Raw genomic sequence first — 18,669 nt, forward strand, 5'->3', positions numbered from 1 at the left:
CTCAGTCGCCCCCGCTCGCCGGATCGGCAGTCTGGTTGGTGTCCACGGTTATCGCAGGTTTCGCGTCGGGTTTGCTCCACCAGGTGGCGGTGCCGACGTCATACCGTGGTGAGACCTTCGGATGGCCGAGGTGGTCCCAATACGCCACGCGGAAGGTCTTGATGTGCCAGTTGGGGATCACGTAGTAGCCAAACTGCAGCACACGGTCCAGGGCCTTGGCGTGGGCGACCAAGCTCTTGCGTGAGTCGGAGTCGATGAGCTCTTCCACCAGTTGGTCGATGGCCGGGTCTTTCAGGCCGATGTAGTTGCGGCTGCCGGGCTTGTCGGCGCTGGATGACTTCCAGTACTCACGCTGCTCGTTACCGGGCGAGGAGGACTGCGGGAAGCTGCCCACCACCATGTCGAAATCCCGGGAGCGGATGCGGTTGATGTACTGCGAGATGTCGACCCGGCGGATCACCAGGTCGATCCCCAGGTCTGCCAGGTTGCGCTTGAACGGCAACAGGATGCGTTCGAACTCGGTCTGGGCCAGCAGGAACTCGATGGTCACCGGTTTGCCGGTGCTGTCGACCATCTTGTCGTCGACGATCTTCCAGCCGGCCTCTTGCAGCAACTGATAGGCCTCGCGCTGCTGGGTGCGGATCATGCCGCTGGCGTCGGTCTTCGACGGCTCGAAGGCTTCGGTGAATACCTGGGGCGGGATCTTGTCCCGCAGCGGTTCAAGAATCGCCAGCTCATCCGGGCCGGGCAGGCCGGTGGCGGCCATCTCGGAGTTTTCGAAATAGCTGCGGCTGCGGGTGTAGGCGCCATTGAACAGTTGTTTGTTGCTCCATTCAAAGTCCAGCAACAGGCTGATGGCCTTGCGCACTCGCACATCCTGGAACATCGGCTTGCGGGTGTTGAACACGAAGCCCTGCATCCCGGTAGGGTTGCCGTTGGGAATTTCTTCCTTGATCAGGCGGCCCTGGGCAACGGCGGGGGTGTTGTAGGCGTTGGCCCAGTTTTTCGCACTGATTTCCAGCCAGTAATCGAATTGCCCGGCCTTGAGGGCTTCGAGGGCCACGGTGTTGTCGCGGTAGTAGTCGGTGACGCGGTAATCGAAGTTGTAGAAGCCCTTGTTGATCGGCAGGTCCTTGGCCCAGTAGTCCTTGACCCGCTCGTAGCGGACCGAACGCCCGGCCTTGACCTCCGCCACCTTATACGGGCCGCTGCCCAACGGAATCTCCAGGTTGCCCTTGGAGAAGTCGCGGCCCTCCCAGTAATGCTTGGGCAACACTGTCAGTTGCCCAAGGATCAGCGGCAGTTCGCGGTTGTTGGTGCGCTTGAACTTGAACAGCACCCGCAGCGGGTCCTCGGCGACCACTTCGTCGACGTCGGCGTAGTAGGTCTTGTAGATCGGCGAGCCGTCCTTCATCAGCGTCTGGAAGCTGAATACCACGTCTTCGGCACGGATCGGGTGGCCGTCGTGAAAGCGCGCTTCGGGGCGAATGTAGAAGCGTACCCAGCTGTTGTCCGGGGCCTTTTCGATCTTGCCGGCCACCAGGCCGTATTCGGTGATGGGTTCGTCCAGGCTTTGCTGGGCAAGGGTGTCGTAGATCAGCCCGATATTGTCTGCCGGCACGCCCTTGCTGATGAACGGGTTGAGGCTGTCGAAGCCGCCCATGCTGGATTCGCGAAAGGTACCGCCCTTGGGTGCGTCGGGATTTACATAGTCGACATGCTTGAAGTCGGCGGGGTACTTGGGGGGTTCGTTATAGAGGGTCAGGGCATGTTGTGGGGCCGCATTGGCCGCGCCGCACAACAACAGGCTGCCAAGGATCGCAGTACGCAAAGGCATCATTGGGCTTTCTCCGAAGCTTTCAGCCACCATGCGCTCAGGCCCAGGCTGTAGGGCGGCGTGGTGACGAAGGCGAACCGGTTGCGGTACGCCAGGCGATGATAGTTGAGGTACCAGTTGGGAATACTGTAGTGCTGCCACAGCAGGACGCGGTCCAGTGCCCGGCCGGCTGCCAATTGTTCTTCACGGGTTTGCGCCGCCAGCAGTTGTTCCAGCAGATGGTCGACCACCGGGTTGGCGATGCCCGCGTAATTCTTGCTGCCCTTGATCCCCACCTGGCTGGAGTGGAAGTACTGCCACTGCTCAAGGCCGGGGCTGAGGGTCTGGTTGAGGGTCATCAGAATCATGTCGAAGTCGAACTGATCGAGGCGTTGTTTGTACTGTGCGCGATCTACCGTGCGCAAGCGGGCATCGACGCCGATGCTTGTCAGGTTTTCGACATAGGGTTGCAGGATGCGCTCCAGGTTCGGATTAACCAGCAGGATTTCCAGGCGCAGGGGCTGCCCGTCACTGTTAAGCAACCGTTGCCCTGACAGCTTCCAGCCCGCTTCGGCCAGCAAGGCGAGGGCGCGGCGCAGGGTGTCCCGGGGGATGCCGCGCCCGTCGGTCTGGGGCAGGCTGAAGGCCTGGGTAAACAGGTTGGCCGGCAGTTGATCGCGATAGGGCGAGAGCATCAGCCACTCATGGCCGGTGGGCACGCCGGTGGCAGAGAATTCACTGTTGGGGTAATAGCTGAGGGTGCGTTTATAGGCGCCGCTGAACAGGGTGCGGTTGGTCCACTCGAAATCGAACATCAAGCCCAGGGCTTCACGCACCTTCGCCTGGCTGAAGGCCGGGCGCCGGCTGTTCATGAACAGGCCCTGGCTCTGAGTCGGGATCTGGTGGGCGATCTGCGCCTTGATCACATCACCCCGGTTGACCGCCGGGAAGTTGTAGCCGTTGGCCCAGTTCTTCGCCTGGTGCTCGATATAGATATCGAACTCGCCGGCCTTGAAGGCTTCGAAGGCCACGTCGCTGTCGCGGTAGAACTCCACCTCGACCTTGTCGTAGTTATAGAAACCACGGTTGACCGGCAGGTCCTTGCCCCAGTAATCCTTGACCCGTTCGAACACCAGTTGCCGTCCCGGCGAGACCTTTGTGATGCGGTAAGGCCCGCTGCCCAGCGGCGGCTCAAAGGTGGTGGCCTTGAAGTCACGGTTTTTCCAGTAGTGCTGGGGCAATACGGGCAGCTCGCCCAGACGCAGGATCAGCAATGGGTTGCCGGCGCGCTTGAACACGAAGCGAATGCGGTGCCGGTTAAGAATGTCGACCCGGGCCACTTCCTGCAGGTTGGTGCGGTATTGCGGGTGGCCTTCGGTCAGCAGCGTGCGATAGGAAAACGCCACGTCGTAGGCCGTGATCGGCTTGCCATCGTGGAAGCGTGCCTCGGGGCGCAGATTGAACACCACCCAGCTGCGGTCCTCGCTGTATTCCACCGATTGGGCAATCAGGCCGTAGCTGGAAGTCGGCTCATCGCCGGAAGGGGCGTATTGGCCGGTGCCGACCATCAACGGCTCATTCAGCTCGTTGACCCCGTATTGCAGGAAGTTGGCGGTGGAGACCGGGCTGGAACCCTTGAAAGTGTAAGGGTTGAGAGTATCGAACGTGCCAAACGCCATGACCCGCAAGGTGCCGCCCTTGGGCGCTGCGGGGTTTACCCAGTCGAAGTGGGTGAATTTGGCCGGGTACTTGAGCGTGCCGAACTGCGCATAACCGTGGCTCTCGGTGATGGCTGCGTTCGCGGAAAAGCTCAAGGCCAGACTTATTAGTAGAAGGAGGGGACGCTTCAAGTCAGAGATCCGATCCAGGCGGCTTGGGCTTTATGAAGCGTACAGTAACAGCTTGTTCCGATTGGAAAAAGGCTGGTGAAGCGGCGGGGATTGAGGCGCGGTGAAACCTGTAGGAGCGAGCTTGCTCGCGAAGGACGCCAACGATAACGCTGGCATTCTGAATTAACGCGGTGTCCTTGCGTTTTGCGCGAGCAAGTTCGCTCCTACGGGGTTTGCGGTGTTATCTAGGCCCGGAAACCACGAGCATCTGCCCTGGCTTCAGCGCCTGGCCAGTGCGCGGGTTCCAGCGCTTGAGATGTTGCATCTCGACGTTGAAGCGCTTGGCAACGATGTACAGCGAGTCGCCTTTCTTGACCTTGTATTGCACCGGCTTCTTGCTGTCAGCCTTGGCCACCAGCTTGCGGGTGTCCTGCATCACCAGGGTCTGGCCGACCTTGAGCGCCTGGCCATTGAGCTTGTTCCAGCGCTGCAGGTCATGTACGTCGACCTTGTTGGCCTTGGCAATCAGCGTCAGGTTGTCGCCGCTGCGCACCTTGTAGCTGCGGGTACGACCGGCAATAGCCTTGTGCTCAACGTCGTCGAACACCGGCTTTTTCGGACGCATGCTCAGCAATTCTTCGGGCTTCATCGCCGAAAGGCTGCTGGCCAGCAACTGCGCCTTGGAAGTCGGCACCAGCAAATGCTGCGGGCCGTCCAAAGTAGTGCGCTGCTTCAAGGCCGGGTTGAGCTGGAATAGTTCGTCTTCGTCGATCTCGGCCAGCGCGGCGACCCGTGAAAGGTCCATGCTGGTTTTGATTTCTACCACTTCAAAGTACGGCGTGTTGGCAATCGGGTTCAGGTTGACGCCGTACGCCTCGGGGGCCAGCACCACCTGGGACAGCGCCAGGAACTTGGGCACGTAGTCCTTGGTTTCCTGGGGCAGTGGCAGGTTCCAGTAGTCCGTCGGCAAGCCGAGCTTCTCGTTACGCTCGATGGCCCGGCTGACCGTGCCTTCGCCCGCGTTATAGGCCGCAAGTGCCAGCAGCCAGTCACCGTTGAACATGTCATGCAGACGTGTCAGGTAGTCGAGGGCGGCGGTGGTGGAGGCGGTGATGTCGCGGCGGCCGTCGTAGGCGCGGGTCTGGCGCAGGTTGAAGTAGCGCCCGGTGGCGGGAACGAACTGCCACAGGCCCACCGCATCGCTGCGGGAATAGGCCATTGGGTTGTAGGCACTTTCAATCACTGGCAGCAGCGCCAGCTCCAGGGGCATGTTGCGTTCTTCAAGGCGTTCGACGATGTAATGAATGTAGAGGCTGCCGCGTTCGCCGGCGTTCTCAAGAAAGGATGGGTTGCTGGCAAACCACAATCGTTGCTGTTCAATGCGCGGGTTGACGCCTAACCCGTCCTGCAATTGAAAGCCCCGGCGCATGCGTTCCCAGACATCCTGGGGCACTTCCGGGCTTGGCTTCTCTGATAGCCAAATGGGTTTTTGCTTGATCTTGGCGGTAAGGTTGGGTTTGGGTTGCACGGTGGATTGTGCGGCAAAATTGGTCGATTGGCAGCCCGCCAGAGTAGCGGACACAGCCACCGCCACGGCTTGAGCCAGGCGGGTCAATGCGTCTGAATGGTTGGTTTTACGAATAGATGACGACATTGGCTGGAAGTAAGTTCCGGGCAAAAATGTCGGGCGATTCTAGAAAGCGCTTTGGTTCCGGTCAACCATTCAGAAATTACGTATCAGAATCCTTCCACTTAGAACGTATCTTTCCACGACCTCAAGCTAGCAAATACCTCACTCCCGGCCTGGTTATCCCGGCCATTCCGTTCGTCCGCTTTTTCTTTAACGGATGTTTCAGAGGTCCGCAGAAAAGGGTTGGTGAGTTTTTCCAGGGCCAGGGTTGAAGGCAATGTGATCTCGCCGTTCGCCCGCAGTTGCCGCACGTTCTCCACCCGTTCGGCGATATCCGCGTTATGCGGCTCCACGGCCTGGGCGAACTTCAGGTTACTTTGTGTGTATTCATGGGTGCAGTACACCTGCGTGTTGGCCGGCAGTGCCGCCAAGCGTTCCAGGGAGGTGTGCATTTGTTGCGGTGTGCCTTCGAACAGCCGGCCACAACCGGCGGCGAAGAGGGTGTCACCACAGAACAGCACGCCCTCGTGATAAAAGGCGATATGGCCCAGGGTGTGCCCGGGCACGGCAAACACCTCGAAGTCCCAGCCCAGCACGTTGATGCGGTCGTTGTCCTGGAGCGCGACGTCCCGCGCCGGGATGTTTTCGTTCGCCGGGCCGTAGACCGTGGCGCCTGAAACACTTTTCAGTTGCTCGACGCCGCCAACATGATCGTGGTGATGGTGAGTCACCAGGATGTTGCTGAGGGTCCAGTCGGGATGCTGCTGGAGCCAGGCCAGCACGGGCGCGGCATCACCGGGATCGACCACCGCGCAGCGCTTGTTCGGCTGATCCTGTAACAACCAGATGTAGTTATCGGTGAAAGCGGGCAGGGCACTGATCTGTATCATTCTTTGATTCGCCAAGCTGAACACATTGGTGCATCTTAGAGCTTCTTGGCGAGTTGGAGAATGCAATGACTGATAAAGCGTTCGCCCAGGCCGATCCCGAGTGGCTGGCACTGATCAGTGCCGCCCGTGAATGGCTGTCCGGGCCTGTCGGGCAATTTTTACTGGATGAAGAACGACGCATGCTCGAAGACGAGCTGGGTCGGTTCTTTGGTGGCTACCTGGTGCATTACGGCCCGTCGGCACAAACCCCGCCGGCGGCGCCCCAGGTACAACGCAATGTGCGCCTGGGGGCGCCGTTGCCGGGTGTCGAGATCGTGTGCGAGGAGCAGGCCTGGCCGTTGAGCGAGCATGCGGCCGACGTAGTGGTGTTGCAGCATGGCCTGGATTTCTGCCTGTCGCCCCATGGTTTGCTGCGCGAAGCCGCCAGCAGTGTGCGCCCAGGTGGCCATTTGCTGATCATCGGCATCAACCCCTGGAGCAGTTGGGGTTTGCGCCATGTATTCGCCCACGACGGGTTACGCCAGGCGCGCTGCATATCCCCGTCGCGCGTCGGCGATTGGTTGAACCTGCTGGGCTTTGCGCTGGAGAAACGCCGCTTCGGGTGCTATCGTCCGCCGCTTGCGTCTGCCAAGTGGCAAGGCCGGCTGGCGGGCTGGGAACGCAGGGCCGGTGCCTGGCAATTGTCTGGCGGTGGTTTCTATTTGTTGGTGGCGCGCAAGATCGTCGTTGGCCTGCGCCCAGTGCGCCAGGTACGCCGCGAACCGATGGGCAAGCTCGTGCCGATGCCCATGGCCAAGGTCAATCGCAAGCAGAGCGAACAGTAAAAAACCTTTTTTGATTTCAGGTCGAGTCTCCCGACCTCGGGCCCTTGTCGGTCGATTATCGGCAACCCGCTTTGATGGATCCCGCTTTAATGGACAGTGAAATGACCGATACCGTAGAACTCTTCACCGATGGCGCCTGCAAGGGCAACCCCGGCCCCGGCGGATGGGGCGCCTTGCTGGTGTGCAAGGGCGTGGAGAAGGAATTGTGGGGTGGCGAAGCCAACACCACCAACAACCGCATGGAGCTGATGGGGGCGATCCGTGGCCTCGAAGAGCTCAAGCGTCGTTGCGACGTATTGCTGGTGACTGACTCCCAATACGTGATGAAGGGCATCAACGAGTGGATGGTCAATTGGAAGAAGCGCGGCTGGAAAACCGCCGCCAAGGAACCGGTGAAAAACGCCGACCTGTGGCAGTTGCTCGATGAACAATGCAACCGCCACAACATCACCTGGAAATGGGTGCGCGGGCACATCGGCCATCCCGGCAACGAGCGGGCCGACCAACTGGCCAATCGCGGCGTGGATGAAGTGCGTGGCTACAAGCAGAGCTGATGCCGGTTGACGTGTTAAGATCCCGCCCCTTGAAATGTACCAAACCGTTGAGAGCTGAACCCTGATGGCCATCCGATCTGTTGTACTCGATACCGAAACCACCGGCATGCCGGTGACCGACGGCCACCGGATCATTGAAATCGGCTGCGTCGAACTGATGGGCCGCCGCCTTACCGGCCGGCACTTCCACGTCTACCTGCAACCGGATCGCGAAAGTGACGAAGGCGCCATCGGCGTCCACGGCATCACCAACGAATTCCTGGTGGGCAAGCCGCGGTTTGCCGAAGTGGCCGATGAGTTCTTCGAGTTCATCAACGGCGCGCAGTTGATCATCCATAACGCGGCGTTCGACGTTGGCTTCATCAACAACGAATTCGCGCTGATGGGGGCGACCGACCGGGCCGATATCACCCGACACTGCTCGATCCTCGACACCCTGATGATGGCTCGTGAGCGTCATCCGGGTCAGCGCAACAGCCTCGATGCCTTGTGCAAACGCTATGGGGTCGACAACTCCGGCCGTGAACTCCACGGCGCCTTGCTCGACTCCGAGATTCTCGCCGACGTCTACCTGACCATGACCGGCGGCCAGACCAGCCTGTCTCTGGCCGGTAACGCTTCGGACGGCAATGGCTCGGCAGAAGGCTCGGGCAATCGTCCTTCGGAAATCCGCCGCCTGCCAGCGGATCGCCAGCCCACCACGATTATTCGCGCCAGCGAGCAAGACATGGCCGAACACGCGGCGCGCCTTGAGGCGATCGCCAAGTCCGCCGGCGCACCTGCGTTGTGGACCCAATTGACCCAGCAATAACCGTCACCCCAGTGCCAGCCCCTGGCTGGCCCTGATCAAGTCATAAGCCTTGCGTGCAATCTCTCCCAATACCCGCATGTCCGGCCCGAGCATTTCCATGCTCCGTGGGGTTACGCCGAGCCCTGCGCGAGTTGCCGCCTTGATCCCGATCAGGTTCGACGCCAGGTACGCCCGGCGCCACGGAATGTTCGCCCGTTCCAGTGCCTCCAGGGCATAGCGCCGATAGATGCTCGGCTCATCCACCAGAATCAACGGCAGCGGGGGTTCGTGGCGGCGGGTCGTTGAGCCGCGGCCCATGACAATTTGCGTGCGCCCATAGGTGCCAATCGAACTTTGTGTTTAACTTCGGCACCTGAATTTCGTTTCACTACCACCACTAGAAGGATTCCGTTCATGGCTCAAGTTACCCTCCGAGGCAACCCTGTCCAGGTCGAAGGCGATTTGCCGAAAGTCGGCGCCAAGGCGCCAGACTTCACCCTGACTGCCGGCGATCTGTCCGACGCAACCCTGGCAAGCTTTGCCGGCAAGCGCAAAGTGCTGAACATCTTCCCAAGCGTTGATACCCCGACCTGCGCCACTTCGGTTCGCAAGTTCAACGCCCAGGTCAATGACGTGAACAACACCGTGGTGTTGTGCATCTCCACTGACCTGCCATTCGCCCAGGCGCGCTTCTGCGGTGCCGAAGGCCTGGAAAACGTGAAGAACCTGTCTGACTTCCGCGAGGCAGCCTTTGCTGTCGACTACGGTGTTGCGATTGCTGATGGCCCGCTGCGCGGCCTGACCGCCCGTGCCGTCGTGGTACTGGACGAAAACGACAACGTGCTGCACAGCGAACTGGTCAGCGAAATCGGCCAAGAGCCAAACTACGAAGCAGCCCTGGCTGTTTTGAAGTAACTGTAACTACGCGTGACTGTCGTTTTGCAGTAACACGCGTGATGCAGTATTACGGCCTGGCCTAGTCCAGGCCGTTTTTATTTGTGCTTCAGACGCTTAGCCGGATAGCCAATGGACTAAGCGAAGAAGTTAAAAGTTGTAATCCAAGGTAAATAGCCGGTAAAGGCGCTTTTCTTAACGCGCCCCAGTGCTTATCTTTCAGCCTCCCGAAGAAGAAGCTCTCGCACCCAATGGTTGATCACTCCATGCAATCCACCCCTCGTCACTCCCGCCGCTGGCTGTTCGGCCTGCTCGTGCTGCTGGTTATTGCCGGCCTGTGCTGGAAGTTCTGGCCCGGCAGCAGCCACAAAGACAGTGCCGAGAAGAAGCCCGCGGGGCATGCCGGCAAGTCGGGCATGATGCGTCCGGGCTTTGGTGGTTCTACTGGCCCGGTCCCGGTGCGTGTGGCGCCCGCCGTGCTGGGTGAGTTCCCGGTGTACTACAAGGCACTGGGCACGGTCACCGCACTGAACACCATTAATGTGCGCAGTCGGGTAGGGGGAGAGCTGGTCAAGATCGCCTTTGAAGAAGGGCAGATGGTCAAGGCCGGTGACTTGCTGGCGGAAATCGACCCGCGCAGTTACCAGAATGCCTTGCTCCAGGCCCAGGGCACGTTGCTGCAGAACCAGGCCCAGTTGAAAAACGCCCAGGTCGACGTGCAGCGTTATCGCGACCTGTATGCCCAGGACAGTATCGCCAAGCAGACCCTGGACACCGCCGAAGCGCTGGTGTTGCAGTACCAGGGCACGGTCAAGACCAACCAGGGCGCGGTGGATGACGCCAAACTCAACCTCGAATTTACCAAGATCCGCGCCCCGATTACCGGGCGTGTCGGCCTGCGCCAGGTGGACGTGGGCAACCTCGTCGCGGCCAACGACACCACCTTCCTGGCGGTGATCACCCAGACCCAACCCATCAGCGTGGTCTTCACGCTGCCGGAAAACACCCTGGAAACCGTGCTGGCGCGTTATCACGCCGGCAACAAGCTGCCGGTAGAAGCCTGGGACCGTGGCGATGTGGCCCTGAAAGCCAGCGGCGTGTTGCAGAGCCTGGACAACCAGATCGACGTCACCACCGGCACCCTGAAATTCAAGGCGCGGTTCGATAACAAGGACCAGGCGCTGTTCCCCAACCAGTTCGTGAATGTGCACCTGCTGGCCGACACCCTGCATAACGTGGTGCTGGCGCCGTCGGCGGCGATTCAGTTCGGCAACAATGGCACCTTCGTCTACGTGCTCGATGGCGACAAGAAGGTCAAGGTACGTCCGCTGGTGATCGGTGACTCCGACGGCAACAACACCGTGATCAAACAAGGCCTGGCCGCCGGTGACCGTGTGGTACTGGAAGGCACCGACCGCCTGAAGGACGGCAGCGATATCGAAGTGGTCAACGACAGCACTGAAGTGCCGACCACGCCGACCGAACACCTCCAGGGCCAGCCGGCAGCCAAGACGCAGCAAGGCCCGGCTGATGCCGGCAAGGCGCAAAAGGGCGGCGCATGAACCTCTCGCGGCTGTTCATCCTTCGCCCGGTAGCCACCACCCTGAGCATGCTGGCCATTGTTCTGGCCGGGGCGATCGCTTATCGCCTGTTGCCAGTCTCGGCCTTGCCCCAGGTGGACTACCCGACCATCCGGGTGATGACCCTGTACCCCGGCGCCAGCCCGGACGTGATGACCAGCGCGGTGACGGCGCCCCTGGAGCGTCAGTTCGGGCAGATGCCCGGCCTGACCCAGATGGCGTCCACCAGCTCCGGCGGCGCCTCGGTGCTGACCCTGCGTTTCAACCTCGACATCAACATGGATGTCGCCGAGCAACAGGTGCAGGCCGCGATCAACGCCGCCACCAACCTGCTGCCCAAGGACTTGCCGGCACCGCCGGTGTACAACAAGGTCAACCCGGCGGACACCCCGGTACTGACCCTGGCCATCACCTCCAAGACCATGTTGCTGCCCAAGCTCAACGACCTGGTCGACACGCGCATGGCGCAGAAAATCGCGCAGATCAGCGGCGTCGGCATGGTCAGCATCGCCGGTGGCCAGCGCCAGGCGGTGCGAATCAAGGTCAACCCCGAGGCCCTGGCGGCCAACGGCTTGAACCTGTCAGACGTGCGTACCCTGATCGCCGCGTCCAACGTCAACCAGCCCAAGGGTAACTTTGACGGCCCTACGCGGGTGTCGATGCTCGACGCCAACGACCAGTTGGTCTCGCCCAAGGAATACGCCGAGCTGATCCTCGCCTACAACAACGGCGCGCCGCTGCGACTCAAGGACGTGGCGCAGATCGTCGACGGCGCCGAGAACGAACGCCTCGCGGCCTGGGCCAATGAAAACCAGGCGGTCTTGCTGAACATTCAGCGCCAGCCCGGGGCCAACGTCATCGAAGTGGTGGACCGGATCAAGGCATTGTTGCCGAGCATCACCGACAACCTGCCGGCCGGCCTCGACGTGACGGTGCTCACCGACCGGACCCAGACCATCCGGGCCTCGGTCCGTGACGTACAGCACGAATTGCTGATCGCCATTGCCCTGGTGGTGATGGTGACGTTCCTGTTCCTGCGCCGCTTCAGTGCCACCATCATCCCGTCCATTGCTGTGCCACTGTCCCTGGTAGGCACCTTTGGCGTGATGTACCTGGCCGGTTTCTCCATCAACAACCTGACGCTGATGGCTCTGACCATCGCCACCGGTTTTGTGGTGGACGATGCCATCGTGATGCTGGAGAACATTTCCCGCTATATCGAGGAAGGCGAGACGCCCATGGCGGCCGCGCTCAAGGGCGCCAAGCAGATCGGGTTCACCCTGATTTCCCTGACCCTGTCGCTGATTGCGGTATTGATCCCGTTGCTGTTCATGGCCGACGTGGTGGGACGCTTGTTCCGTGAATTTGCCATTACTCTGGCGGTGGCGATCCTGATTTCCCTGGTGGTGTCCCTGACCCTGACGCCGATGATGTGCGCGCGTTTGCTCAAGCGCGAACCCAAGGAAGAAGAGCAGGGCCGTTTCTACAAGGCCAGCGGCGCCTGGATCGACTGGCTGATCGCAGCCTACGGGCGCAAGTTGCAGTGGGTGCTCAAACACCAGCCGCTGACCCTGCTGGTGGCCATCGCCACTTTGGGCCTGACCGTGGTGCTGTACCTGGTGGTGCCCAAGGGCTTCTTCCCAGTGCAGGACACCGGCGTGATCCAGGGCATTTCCGAAGCGCCGCAGTCGATTTCGTTTGCGGCCATGAGCCAGCGCCAGCAGGAACTGGCGAAGATCATCCTCGAAGACCCGGCGGTGGAAAGCCTGTCGTCCTACATCGGGGTGGACGGTGATAACGCCACCCTCAACAGCGGCCGCCTGCTGATCAACCTCAAACCCCACGGCGAACGGGACCTCAGCGCGGCACAGATCATCACGCGCCTGCAACCGCAGCTGGACAAGCTGGTGGGTATCCGCCTGTTCATGCAGCCGGTGCAGGACCTGACCATTGAAGACCGCGTCAGCCGCACCCAGTACCAGTTCAGCATGTCCTCGCCGGACGCCGAGCTGCTGGCGCTGTGGAGTGACAAGCTGGTGCACGCCCTCAGTCAACTGCCGGAACTCTCCGACGTCGCCAGTGACCTGCAGGATAAAGGCCTGCAGGTGTACCTGGTGATCGACCGCGACGCGGCTTCGCGCCTTGGCGTGTCGGTCTCGACCATCACTGATGCGCTGTACGACGCGTTCGGCCAGCGGCAGATTTCCACCATCTATACCCAGGCCAGCCAGTACCGTGTGGTGCTGCAGGCCCAGTCGGGGGAAACCCTCGGCCCGGCCGCCCTGAACCAGATCCACGTGAAAACCACCGACGGCGGTCAGGTACGGCTGTCGAGCCTGGCCCACGTGGAACAGCGCCAGGCCCAGCTGGCGATCGCCCATATCGGCCAGTTCCCGGCGGTGATGATGTCGTTCAACCTGGCCCCCGGCGTGGCGCTGGGCAAGGGTGTGGAACTGATCAACCAGGCCCAGAAGGACATCGGCATGCCCGTCGGCGTGCAGACTCAATTCCAGGGCGCGGCCCAGGCGTTCGAGGCTTCACTGTCGAGTACCTTGCTGCTGATCCTGGCGGCGGTAGTGACCATGTACATCGTGCTGGGTGTGCTCTACGAGAGCTACATCCACCCGATCACCATTCTCTCGACCTTGCCGTCGGCAGCGGTAGGGGCCTTGCTGGCCTTGCTGCTCAGTGGCAACGACCTGGGGATGATCGCGATCATCGGCATCATCCTGTTGATCGGTATCGTGAAGAAGAACGCGATCATGATGATCGACTTTGCCCTCGACGCTGAGCGCAACCAGGGTCTGGACCCGCAAACCGCGATCTACCAGGCGGCGCTGTTGCGCTTCCGGCCGATCCTGATGACCACCCTGGCGGCGCTGTTCGGTGCGGTGCCGTTGATGCTCGCCACCGGTTCCGGTGCAGAACTGCGTCAGCCTCTGGGCCTGGTAATGGTCGGTGGGCTGCTGGTGAGCCAGGTGCTGACCCTGTTTACCACTCCGGTGATCTACCTGTATTTCGACCGCCTCGGCCGTCGCTGGCGCAAAGAGCCCGTGCGCCTGGAGCCGGTTGAGTCATGAACCTGTCCGGACCTTTCATTCGCCGGCCGGTAGCGACCATGCTGCTGAGCCTGGCGATCATGCTGCTGGGCGGCGTCAGCTTCAACCTGCTGCCAGTCTCGCCTTTGCCGCAGATCGACTTCCCGGTGATCGTGGTGTCGGCCAGCTTGCCCGGCGCCAGCCCCGAGGTGATGGCGTCTACGGTGGCCACACCGTTGGAGCGCTCCTTCGGCGCAATTGCCGGCATTACCACCATGAGCAGTTCGTCGAGCCAGGGTTCGACCCGGGTGATCCTGGCGTTCGACTCCAATCGCGACATCAACGGCGCGGCGCGGGAAGTGCAGGCGGCGATCAACGCCTCCCGTAACCTGCTGCCCAGTGGCATGCGCAGCATGCCCACCTACAAGAAGATCAACCCGTCCCAGGCGCCGATCATGGTGCTGTCCCTGACCTCGGACGTGTTGCCCAAGGGCCAGTTGTACGACCTGGCTTCGACCATTCTGTCCCAGAGCCTGTCCCAGGTGCCGGGGGTGGGTGAAGTGCAGATCGGCGGCAGCTCCTTGCCCGCCGTGCGCATCGAACTTGAACCCAAGGCCCTCGACCAATACGGCGTGGCTCTGGACGATGTACGTAACACCATCGCCAATGCCAACGTGCGCCGGCCCAAGGGCTCGCTGGAAGACAGTGAGCGCAACTGGCAGATCCAGGCCAACGACCAGTTGGAAAAGGCCAAGGACTACGAACCACTGCTGATCCGCTACCAGAATGGCGCGGCCCTGCGCCTGGGGGATGTGGCGAAAATCAGCGATGGCGTCGAGGACCGCTACAACAGCGGCTTCTTCAACAATGACTCGGCGGTGCTGCTGGTGATCAACCGCCAGTCCGGTGCCAACATCATCGAGACGGTGAAGCAGATCAAGGCGCAACTGCCGGCCTTGCAGGCGGTATTGCCGTCCAGCGTCAAGCTGAACCTGGCCATGGACCGTTCGCCGGTGATCACCGCCACTTTGCACGAAGCCGAGATGACCTTGCTGATTGCCGTGGCCCTGGTGATCCTGGTGGTGTACCTGTTTCTCGGTAACTTCCGTGCCTCGCTGATTCCCACCCTGGCGGTGCCGGTGTCGCTGGTGGGCACTTTTGCGGTGATGTACCTGTTCGGCTTTTCCCTGAACAACCTGTCGCTGATGGCACTGATCCTCGCCACCGGCCTGGTGGTGGACGATGCCATCGTGGTGCTGGAGAACATTTCCCGGCACATCGACGAAGGCGTGCCGCCGATGAAGGCGGCGTACCTGGGGGCCCAGGAAGTCGGCTTCACGCTGCTGTCGATGAACGTCTCGCTGGTGGCGGTGTTCCTCTCAATCCTGTTCATGGGCGGGATCGTTACCAGCCTGTTCCGCGAGTTTTCCATCACCTTGGCGGCGGCGATCATCGTCTCGCTGGTGGTGTCCCTGACCCTGACCCCGATGCTCTGCGCCCGCTGGCTCAAGCCCCATGTCAAAGGCCAGGAGACAGGCTTGCAGCGCTGGAGCCAGAAGATCAACGACCGCATGGTGGCCGGCTACGCCCGCAGCCTGGACTGGGTGCTGCGCCACAAGCGCCTGACGCTGCTCAGCCTGTTGGTGACCATCGGGGTCAATGTCGCCCTGTATGTGGTGGTGCCGAAAACCTTCATGCCCCAGCAGGACACCGGGCAACTGATCGGTTTTGTGCGTGGCGACGACGGGCTGTCATTCAGTGTCATGCAGCCGAAGATGGAAATCTTCCGCAAGGCAGTCCTGCAGGACCCTGCCGTGTTGAGCGTGGCGGGCTTTATTGGCGGCAACAGCGGCACCAATAACGCGGTGATGCTGGTGCGGCTCAAGCCCATCAGCGAACGCAAGATTTCTGCCCAGGCGGTGATCGAACGCTTGCGCAAGAATGTGCCGCTGGTGCCCGGCGGGCGCCTGATGTTGATGGCTGACCAGGACCTGCAATTTGGTGGCGGCCGCGACCAGACCACCTCGCAGTATTCCTACATCCTGCAAAGCGGCGACCTGGCGGCGTTGCGCCTGTGGTACCCGAAAGTGGTCGCCGCGTTGCGTGAACTGCCGGAACTCACCGCCATCGATGCCCGTGAAGGCCGTGGTGCGGCCCAGGTCACGCTGATTGTCGACCGCGACCAGGCCAAGCGCCTGGGCATTGATATGAACATGGTCACCGCGGTGCTCAACAACGCCTACAGCCAGCGCCAGATTTCCACCATCTACGACAGCCTCAACCAGTACCAGGTGGTGATGGAGGTCAATCCGAAGTACGCCCAGGACCCGATCACCCTCAATCAGATGCAGGTGATCACGTCCACCGGTGCACGCGTCCCGCTGTCGGCCATCGCCCACTATGAAAACAGCCTGGCGGATGATCGGGTCAGCCATGAAGGCCAGTTCGCCTCGGAAAACATTGCGTTTGATATGTCACCCGGGGTCACGGTGGAGCAGGGCACGGCCGCCATCGAGCGGGCGATTGCCAAGGTCGGCTTGCCCGAAGATGTGATCGCGAAGATGGCCGGTACGGCCGACGCCTTCGCCGCCACCCAGAAAGGCCAGCCGTTCATGATCCTCGGTGCGCTGGTGGCGGTGTACCTGGTATTGGGGATTCTGTACGAGAGCTACATTCACCCGCTGACCATTCTGTCGACCTTGCCGTCGGCGGGGGTGGGCGCCTTGCTCTCGATTTATCTGCTGGGTGGGGAATTCAGCCTGATCTCGCTGTTGGGGCTGTTCCTGCTGATCGGGGTAGTGAAGAAAAACGCGATCCTGATGATCGACCTGGCGCTGCAACTGGAGCGCAAGGACGGCATGAGCCCGCTGGAATCGATTCGCGCCGCCTGCCTCGTGCGGCTGCGCCCGATCCTGATGACCACCCTGGCGGCGATTCTGGGCGCCGTGCCGCTGCTGCTCAGTACCGCCGAAGGTGCGGAAATGCGCCAGCCCCTGGGCCTGACGATTATCGGCGGGCTGGTATTCAGCCAGATCCTGACCCTCTACACCACGCCTGTGGTTTACCTTTATCTCGACCGCCTGCGCCACCGTTTCAACGGTTGGCGCGGAGTGCGTACCGATGCTGCCCTGGACACTGCGCTATGACCGATTCAACGCGTTCCCCTGTAGGAGCGAGCTTGCTCGCGAAGGGCGACAACGATAACGCTGGCATCCTGAATGAACCTGGTGTTCTCAGGCTTTTCGCGAGCAAGCTCGCTCCTACAGTGGGCCTCGTGCTGATGCTCAGCGCCTGCGCCGTCGGCCCGGATTACAAACGCCCCGAATTGACCGAGCCGGCCCAGTACAAGGAAGCCCAGGGCTGGCGCCAGGCCGCGCCCAGCGACTCGTTGGCCCGGGGGGCCTGGTGGGAGCTGTACGGCGACAAACAACTGAATGAGCTGGTAGAGAAACTCAACAGCTCCAACCAGACCGTGGCCCAGGCCGAGGCGCGTTATCGCCAGGCTGCCTCGCAGGTGCGCAGTGCCCGTGGTGCGTTCTTCCCCACGGTTGACCTGAGTGCCTCGAAAAGCCGGGCCAGCCAGGGAACCGGCAGCAGTAACGCCAGCCTCAGCAGCTCCAGCAGCGGTATCCGCGACACCTTGAACGCCCAGCTGGGTGTGAGTTGGGAAGCCGATATCTGGGGCAAACTGCGCCGGGGCCTGGAAGCCAATGAAGCCAGCGCCGAAGCCAGCGCAGCGGACCTCGCGGCGATGCGCCTGAGCCAGCAATCGGAGCTGGTGCAGGATTACCTGCAACTGCGGGTCATGGACGAACAGACCCGTTTGCTGCAAGCCACGGTGGACACCTACCAACGCTCCCTGCAAATGACCCAGAACCAATACCGTGCCGGTGTCTCGGGCAAGGATGCCATTGCCCAGGCCCAGACCCAGCTGAAAAGCACCCAGGCCAGCATGATCGACCTGATCTGGCAGCGGGCCCAGCTGGAAAACGCAATTGCCGTGCTGATAGGTGTGCCGCCGGCCAACTTCAACCTTGCGGTGAGCAAGGACATTCCGGCGCTGCCGCAGATTCCGGTGAGCCTGCCGTCGCAACTGCTGGAGCGCCGCCCGGATATCGCCCAGGCAGAACGCTCGGTGATTGCGGCCAACGCCAATATCGGCGTCGCCAAGACCGCGTACTACCCGGACCTGACCCTGAGCCTGGCCGGCGGCTATTCCAGCAGCACCTACGCCGACTGGATCAGCCTGCCGAACCGCTTCTGGTCGGTGGGGCCGAAACTCGCCATGACCCTGTTTGACGGGGGCCAGCGTTCGGCCGAAGTCGACCGCGCCGAAGCGTCCTACGACGAAACCGTGGCCAAGTACCGCCAGACCGTACTGGATGGTTTCCGCGAAGTGGAAAACTATATGGTGCAGCTCAAGGTCCTGGAAGACGAAGCGGTTGTCAGCAACGAAGCCCTCGACGCCGCCCGTGAATCCCTGCGCCTGACCCAGAACCAGTACAAGGCCGGTCTGATCGCTTATCTCGATGTGGTCACCGTGCAAGCGACGGCCCTGAGCAACGAACGCACGGTGCTGACCCTGCTGCAAACCCGTTTGGTTGCCAGCGTGCAACTGATCGCGGCTCTGGGCGGTGGTTGGGATGGGCAAATGCAGCTGAGCGACAAGAAGTAAACAACGATCCGCAGCTGTACTGGCTTGTGTGGGAGCGGGCTGGCTCGCGAAAACGGAGGGTCAGTCAACTGTGTATCAACTGACCCTCCGTTTTCGCGAGCAAGCCCGCTCCCACAAGGGTTTTGCGGTGCTTTTGAGCCAGTAGTTTG

General features: G+C 61.4%; 12 protein-coding genes and 1 pseudogene. 8 read left to right on the forward strand and 5 right to left on the reverse strand.

The window, feature by feature from the left end; translation table 11 throughout:
• Window position 1 precedes the first annotated feature (1 nt).
• The 4 genes from D109_RS0114615 to gloB all read right to left on the reverse strand — a co-directional run bounded on the left by D109_RS0114615 (window position 2) and on the right by gloB (window position 6,165).
• On the reverse strand, window positions 2-1,840 hold the full coding sequence (locus D109_RS0114615) for an extracellular solute-binding protein (protein ID WP_017477558.1): 1,839 nt from the start codon (window positions 1,838-1,840) through the stop codon (window positions 2-4).
• Complete coding sequence (locus tag D109_RS0114620) at window positions 1,837-3,666, reverse strand: extracellular solute-binding protein (RefSeq protein ID WP_026077976.1); 1,830 nt, start codon at window positions 3,664-3,666, stop codon at window positions 1,837-1,839. The genes D109_RS0114615 and D109_RS0114620 overlap by 4 nt, the downstream gene beginning before the upstream one ends.
• Before the next feature lie 220 nt (window positions 3,667-3,886).
• A complete protein-coding gene (locus D109_RS0114625; protein ID WP_026077977.1) occupies window positions 3,887-5,299 on the reverse strand; it encodes a lytic transglycosylase domain-containing protein in 1,413 nt (470 codons plus the stop codon).
• Window positions 5,300-5,397: 98 nt separating this feature from the next.
• Window positions 5,398-6,165, reverse strand: a complete 768-nt coding sequence (gloB, locus tag D109_RS0114630; protein ID WP_017477561.1) for a hydroxyacylglutathione hydrolase — start codon at window positions 6,163-6,165, stop codon at window positions 5,398-5,400.
• A gap of 65 nt (window positions 6,166-6,230) precedes the next feature.
• Between gloB and D109_RS0114635 the strand changes: the two genes are divergently transcribed.
• The 3 genes from D109_RS0114635 (at window position 6,231) to dnaQ (ending at window position 8,354) form a co-directional block, all read left to right on the forward strand.
• Window positions 6,231-6,989, forward strand: a complete 759-nt coding sequence (locus tag D109_RS0114635) for a class I SAM-dependent methyltransferase (protein ID WP_017477562.1) — start codon at window positions 6,231-6,233, stop codon at window positions 6,987-6,989.
• Window positions 6,990-7,090: 101 nt separating this feature from the next.
• Window positions 7,091-7,543, forward strand: a complete 453-nt coding sequence (gene rnhA, locus D109_RS0114640) for a ribonuclease HI (RefSeq protein ID WP_003207474.1) — start codon at window positions 7,091-7,093, stop codon at window positions 7,541-7,543.
• 70 nt (window positions 7,544-7,613) lie between these two features.
• On the forward strand, window positions 7,614-8,354 hold the full coding sequence (gene dnaQ, locus D109_RS0114645) for a DNA polymerase III subunit epsilon (RefSeq protein ID WP_167410183.1): 741 nt from the start codon (window positions 7,614-7,616) through the stop codon (window positions 8,352-8,354).
• Between the two features lie 3 nt (window positions 8,355-8,357).
• Here the strand turns inward: dnaQ and D109_RS0114650 are convergent.
• A pseudogene (locus D109_RS0114650) lies at window positions 8,358-8,624 on the reverse strand (LysR substrate-binding domain-containing protein); the annotation flags it as partial.
• A gap of 123 nt (window positions 8,625-8,747) precedes the next feature.
• Here D109_RS0114650 and tpx point away from each other — a divergent pair.
• The 5 genes from tpx to D109_RS0114675 all read left to right on the forward strand — a co-directional run bounded on the left by tpx (window position 8,748) and on the right by D109_RS0114675 (window position 18,520).
• Complete coding sequence (gene tpx / locus D109_RS0114655) at window positions 8,748-9,248, forward strand: thiol peroxidase (protein WP_017477566.1); 501 nt, start codon at window positions 8,748-8,750, stop codon at window positions 9,246-9,248.
• A gap of 230 nt (window positions 9,249-9,478) precedes the next feature.
• The gene (locus D109_RS0114660) at window positions 9,479-10,789 is read left to right on the forward strand and encodes an MdtA/MuxA family multidrug efflux RND transporter periplasmic adaptor subunit (protein ID WP_017477567.1); all 1,311 of its coding nucleotides are present in this window, start codon (window positions 9,479-9,481) and stop codon (window positions 10,787-10,789) included.
• Complete coding sequence (locus tag D109_RS0114665) at window positions 10,786-13,887, forward strand: MdtB/MuxB family multidrug efflux RND transporter permease subunit (RefSeq protein WP_017477568.1); 3,102 nt, start codon at window positions 10,786-10,788, stop codon at window positions 13,885-13,887. Before D109_RS0114660 ends, D109_RS0114665 begins: the two co-directional genes overlap by 4 nt.
• Window positions 13,884-16,991 carry an efflux RND transporter permease subunit gene (locus D109_RS0114670; RefSeq protein WP_017477569.1) on the forward strand — a complete coding sequence of 1,036 codons (3,108 nt, stop codon included), beginning with the start codon at window positions 13,884-13,886 and terminating at the stop codon, window positions 16,989-16,991. The genes D109_RS0114665 and D109_RS0114670 overlap by 4 nt, the downstream gene beginning before the upstream one ends.
• Before the next feature lie 134 nt (window positions 16,992-17,125).
• Window positions 17,126-18,520, forward strand: a complete 1,395-nt coding sequence (locus tag D109_RS0114675; RefSeq protein WP_177325520.1) for an efflux transporter outer membrane subunit — start codon at window positions 17,126-17,128, stop codon at window positions 18,518-18,520.
• The last annotated feature ends 149 nt before the right edge of the window (window positions 18,521-18,669 follow it).

The organism is Pseudomonas sp. PAMC 26793, from assembly GCF_000313235.1.
Classification (GTDB): domain Bacteria; phylum Pseudomonadota; class Gammaproteobacteria; order Pseudomonadales; family Pseudomonadaceae; genus Aquipseudomonas; species Aquipseudomonas yamanorum.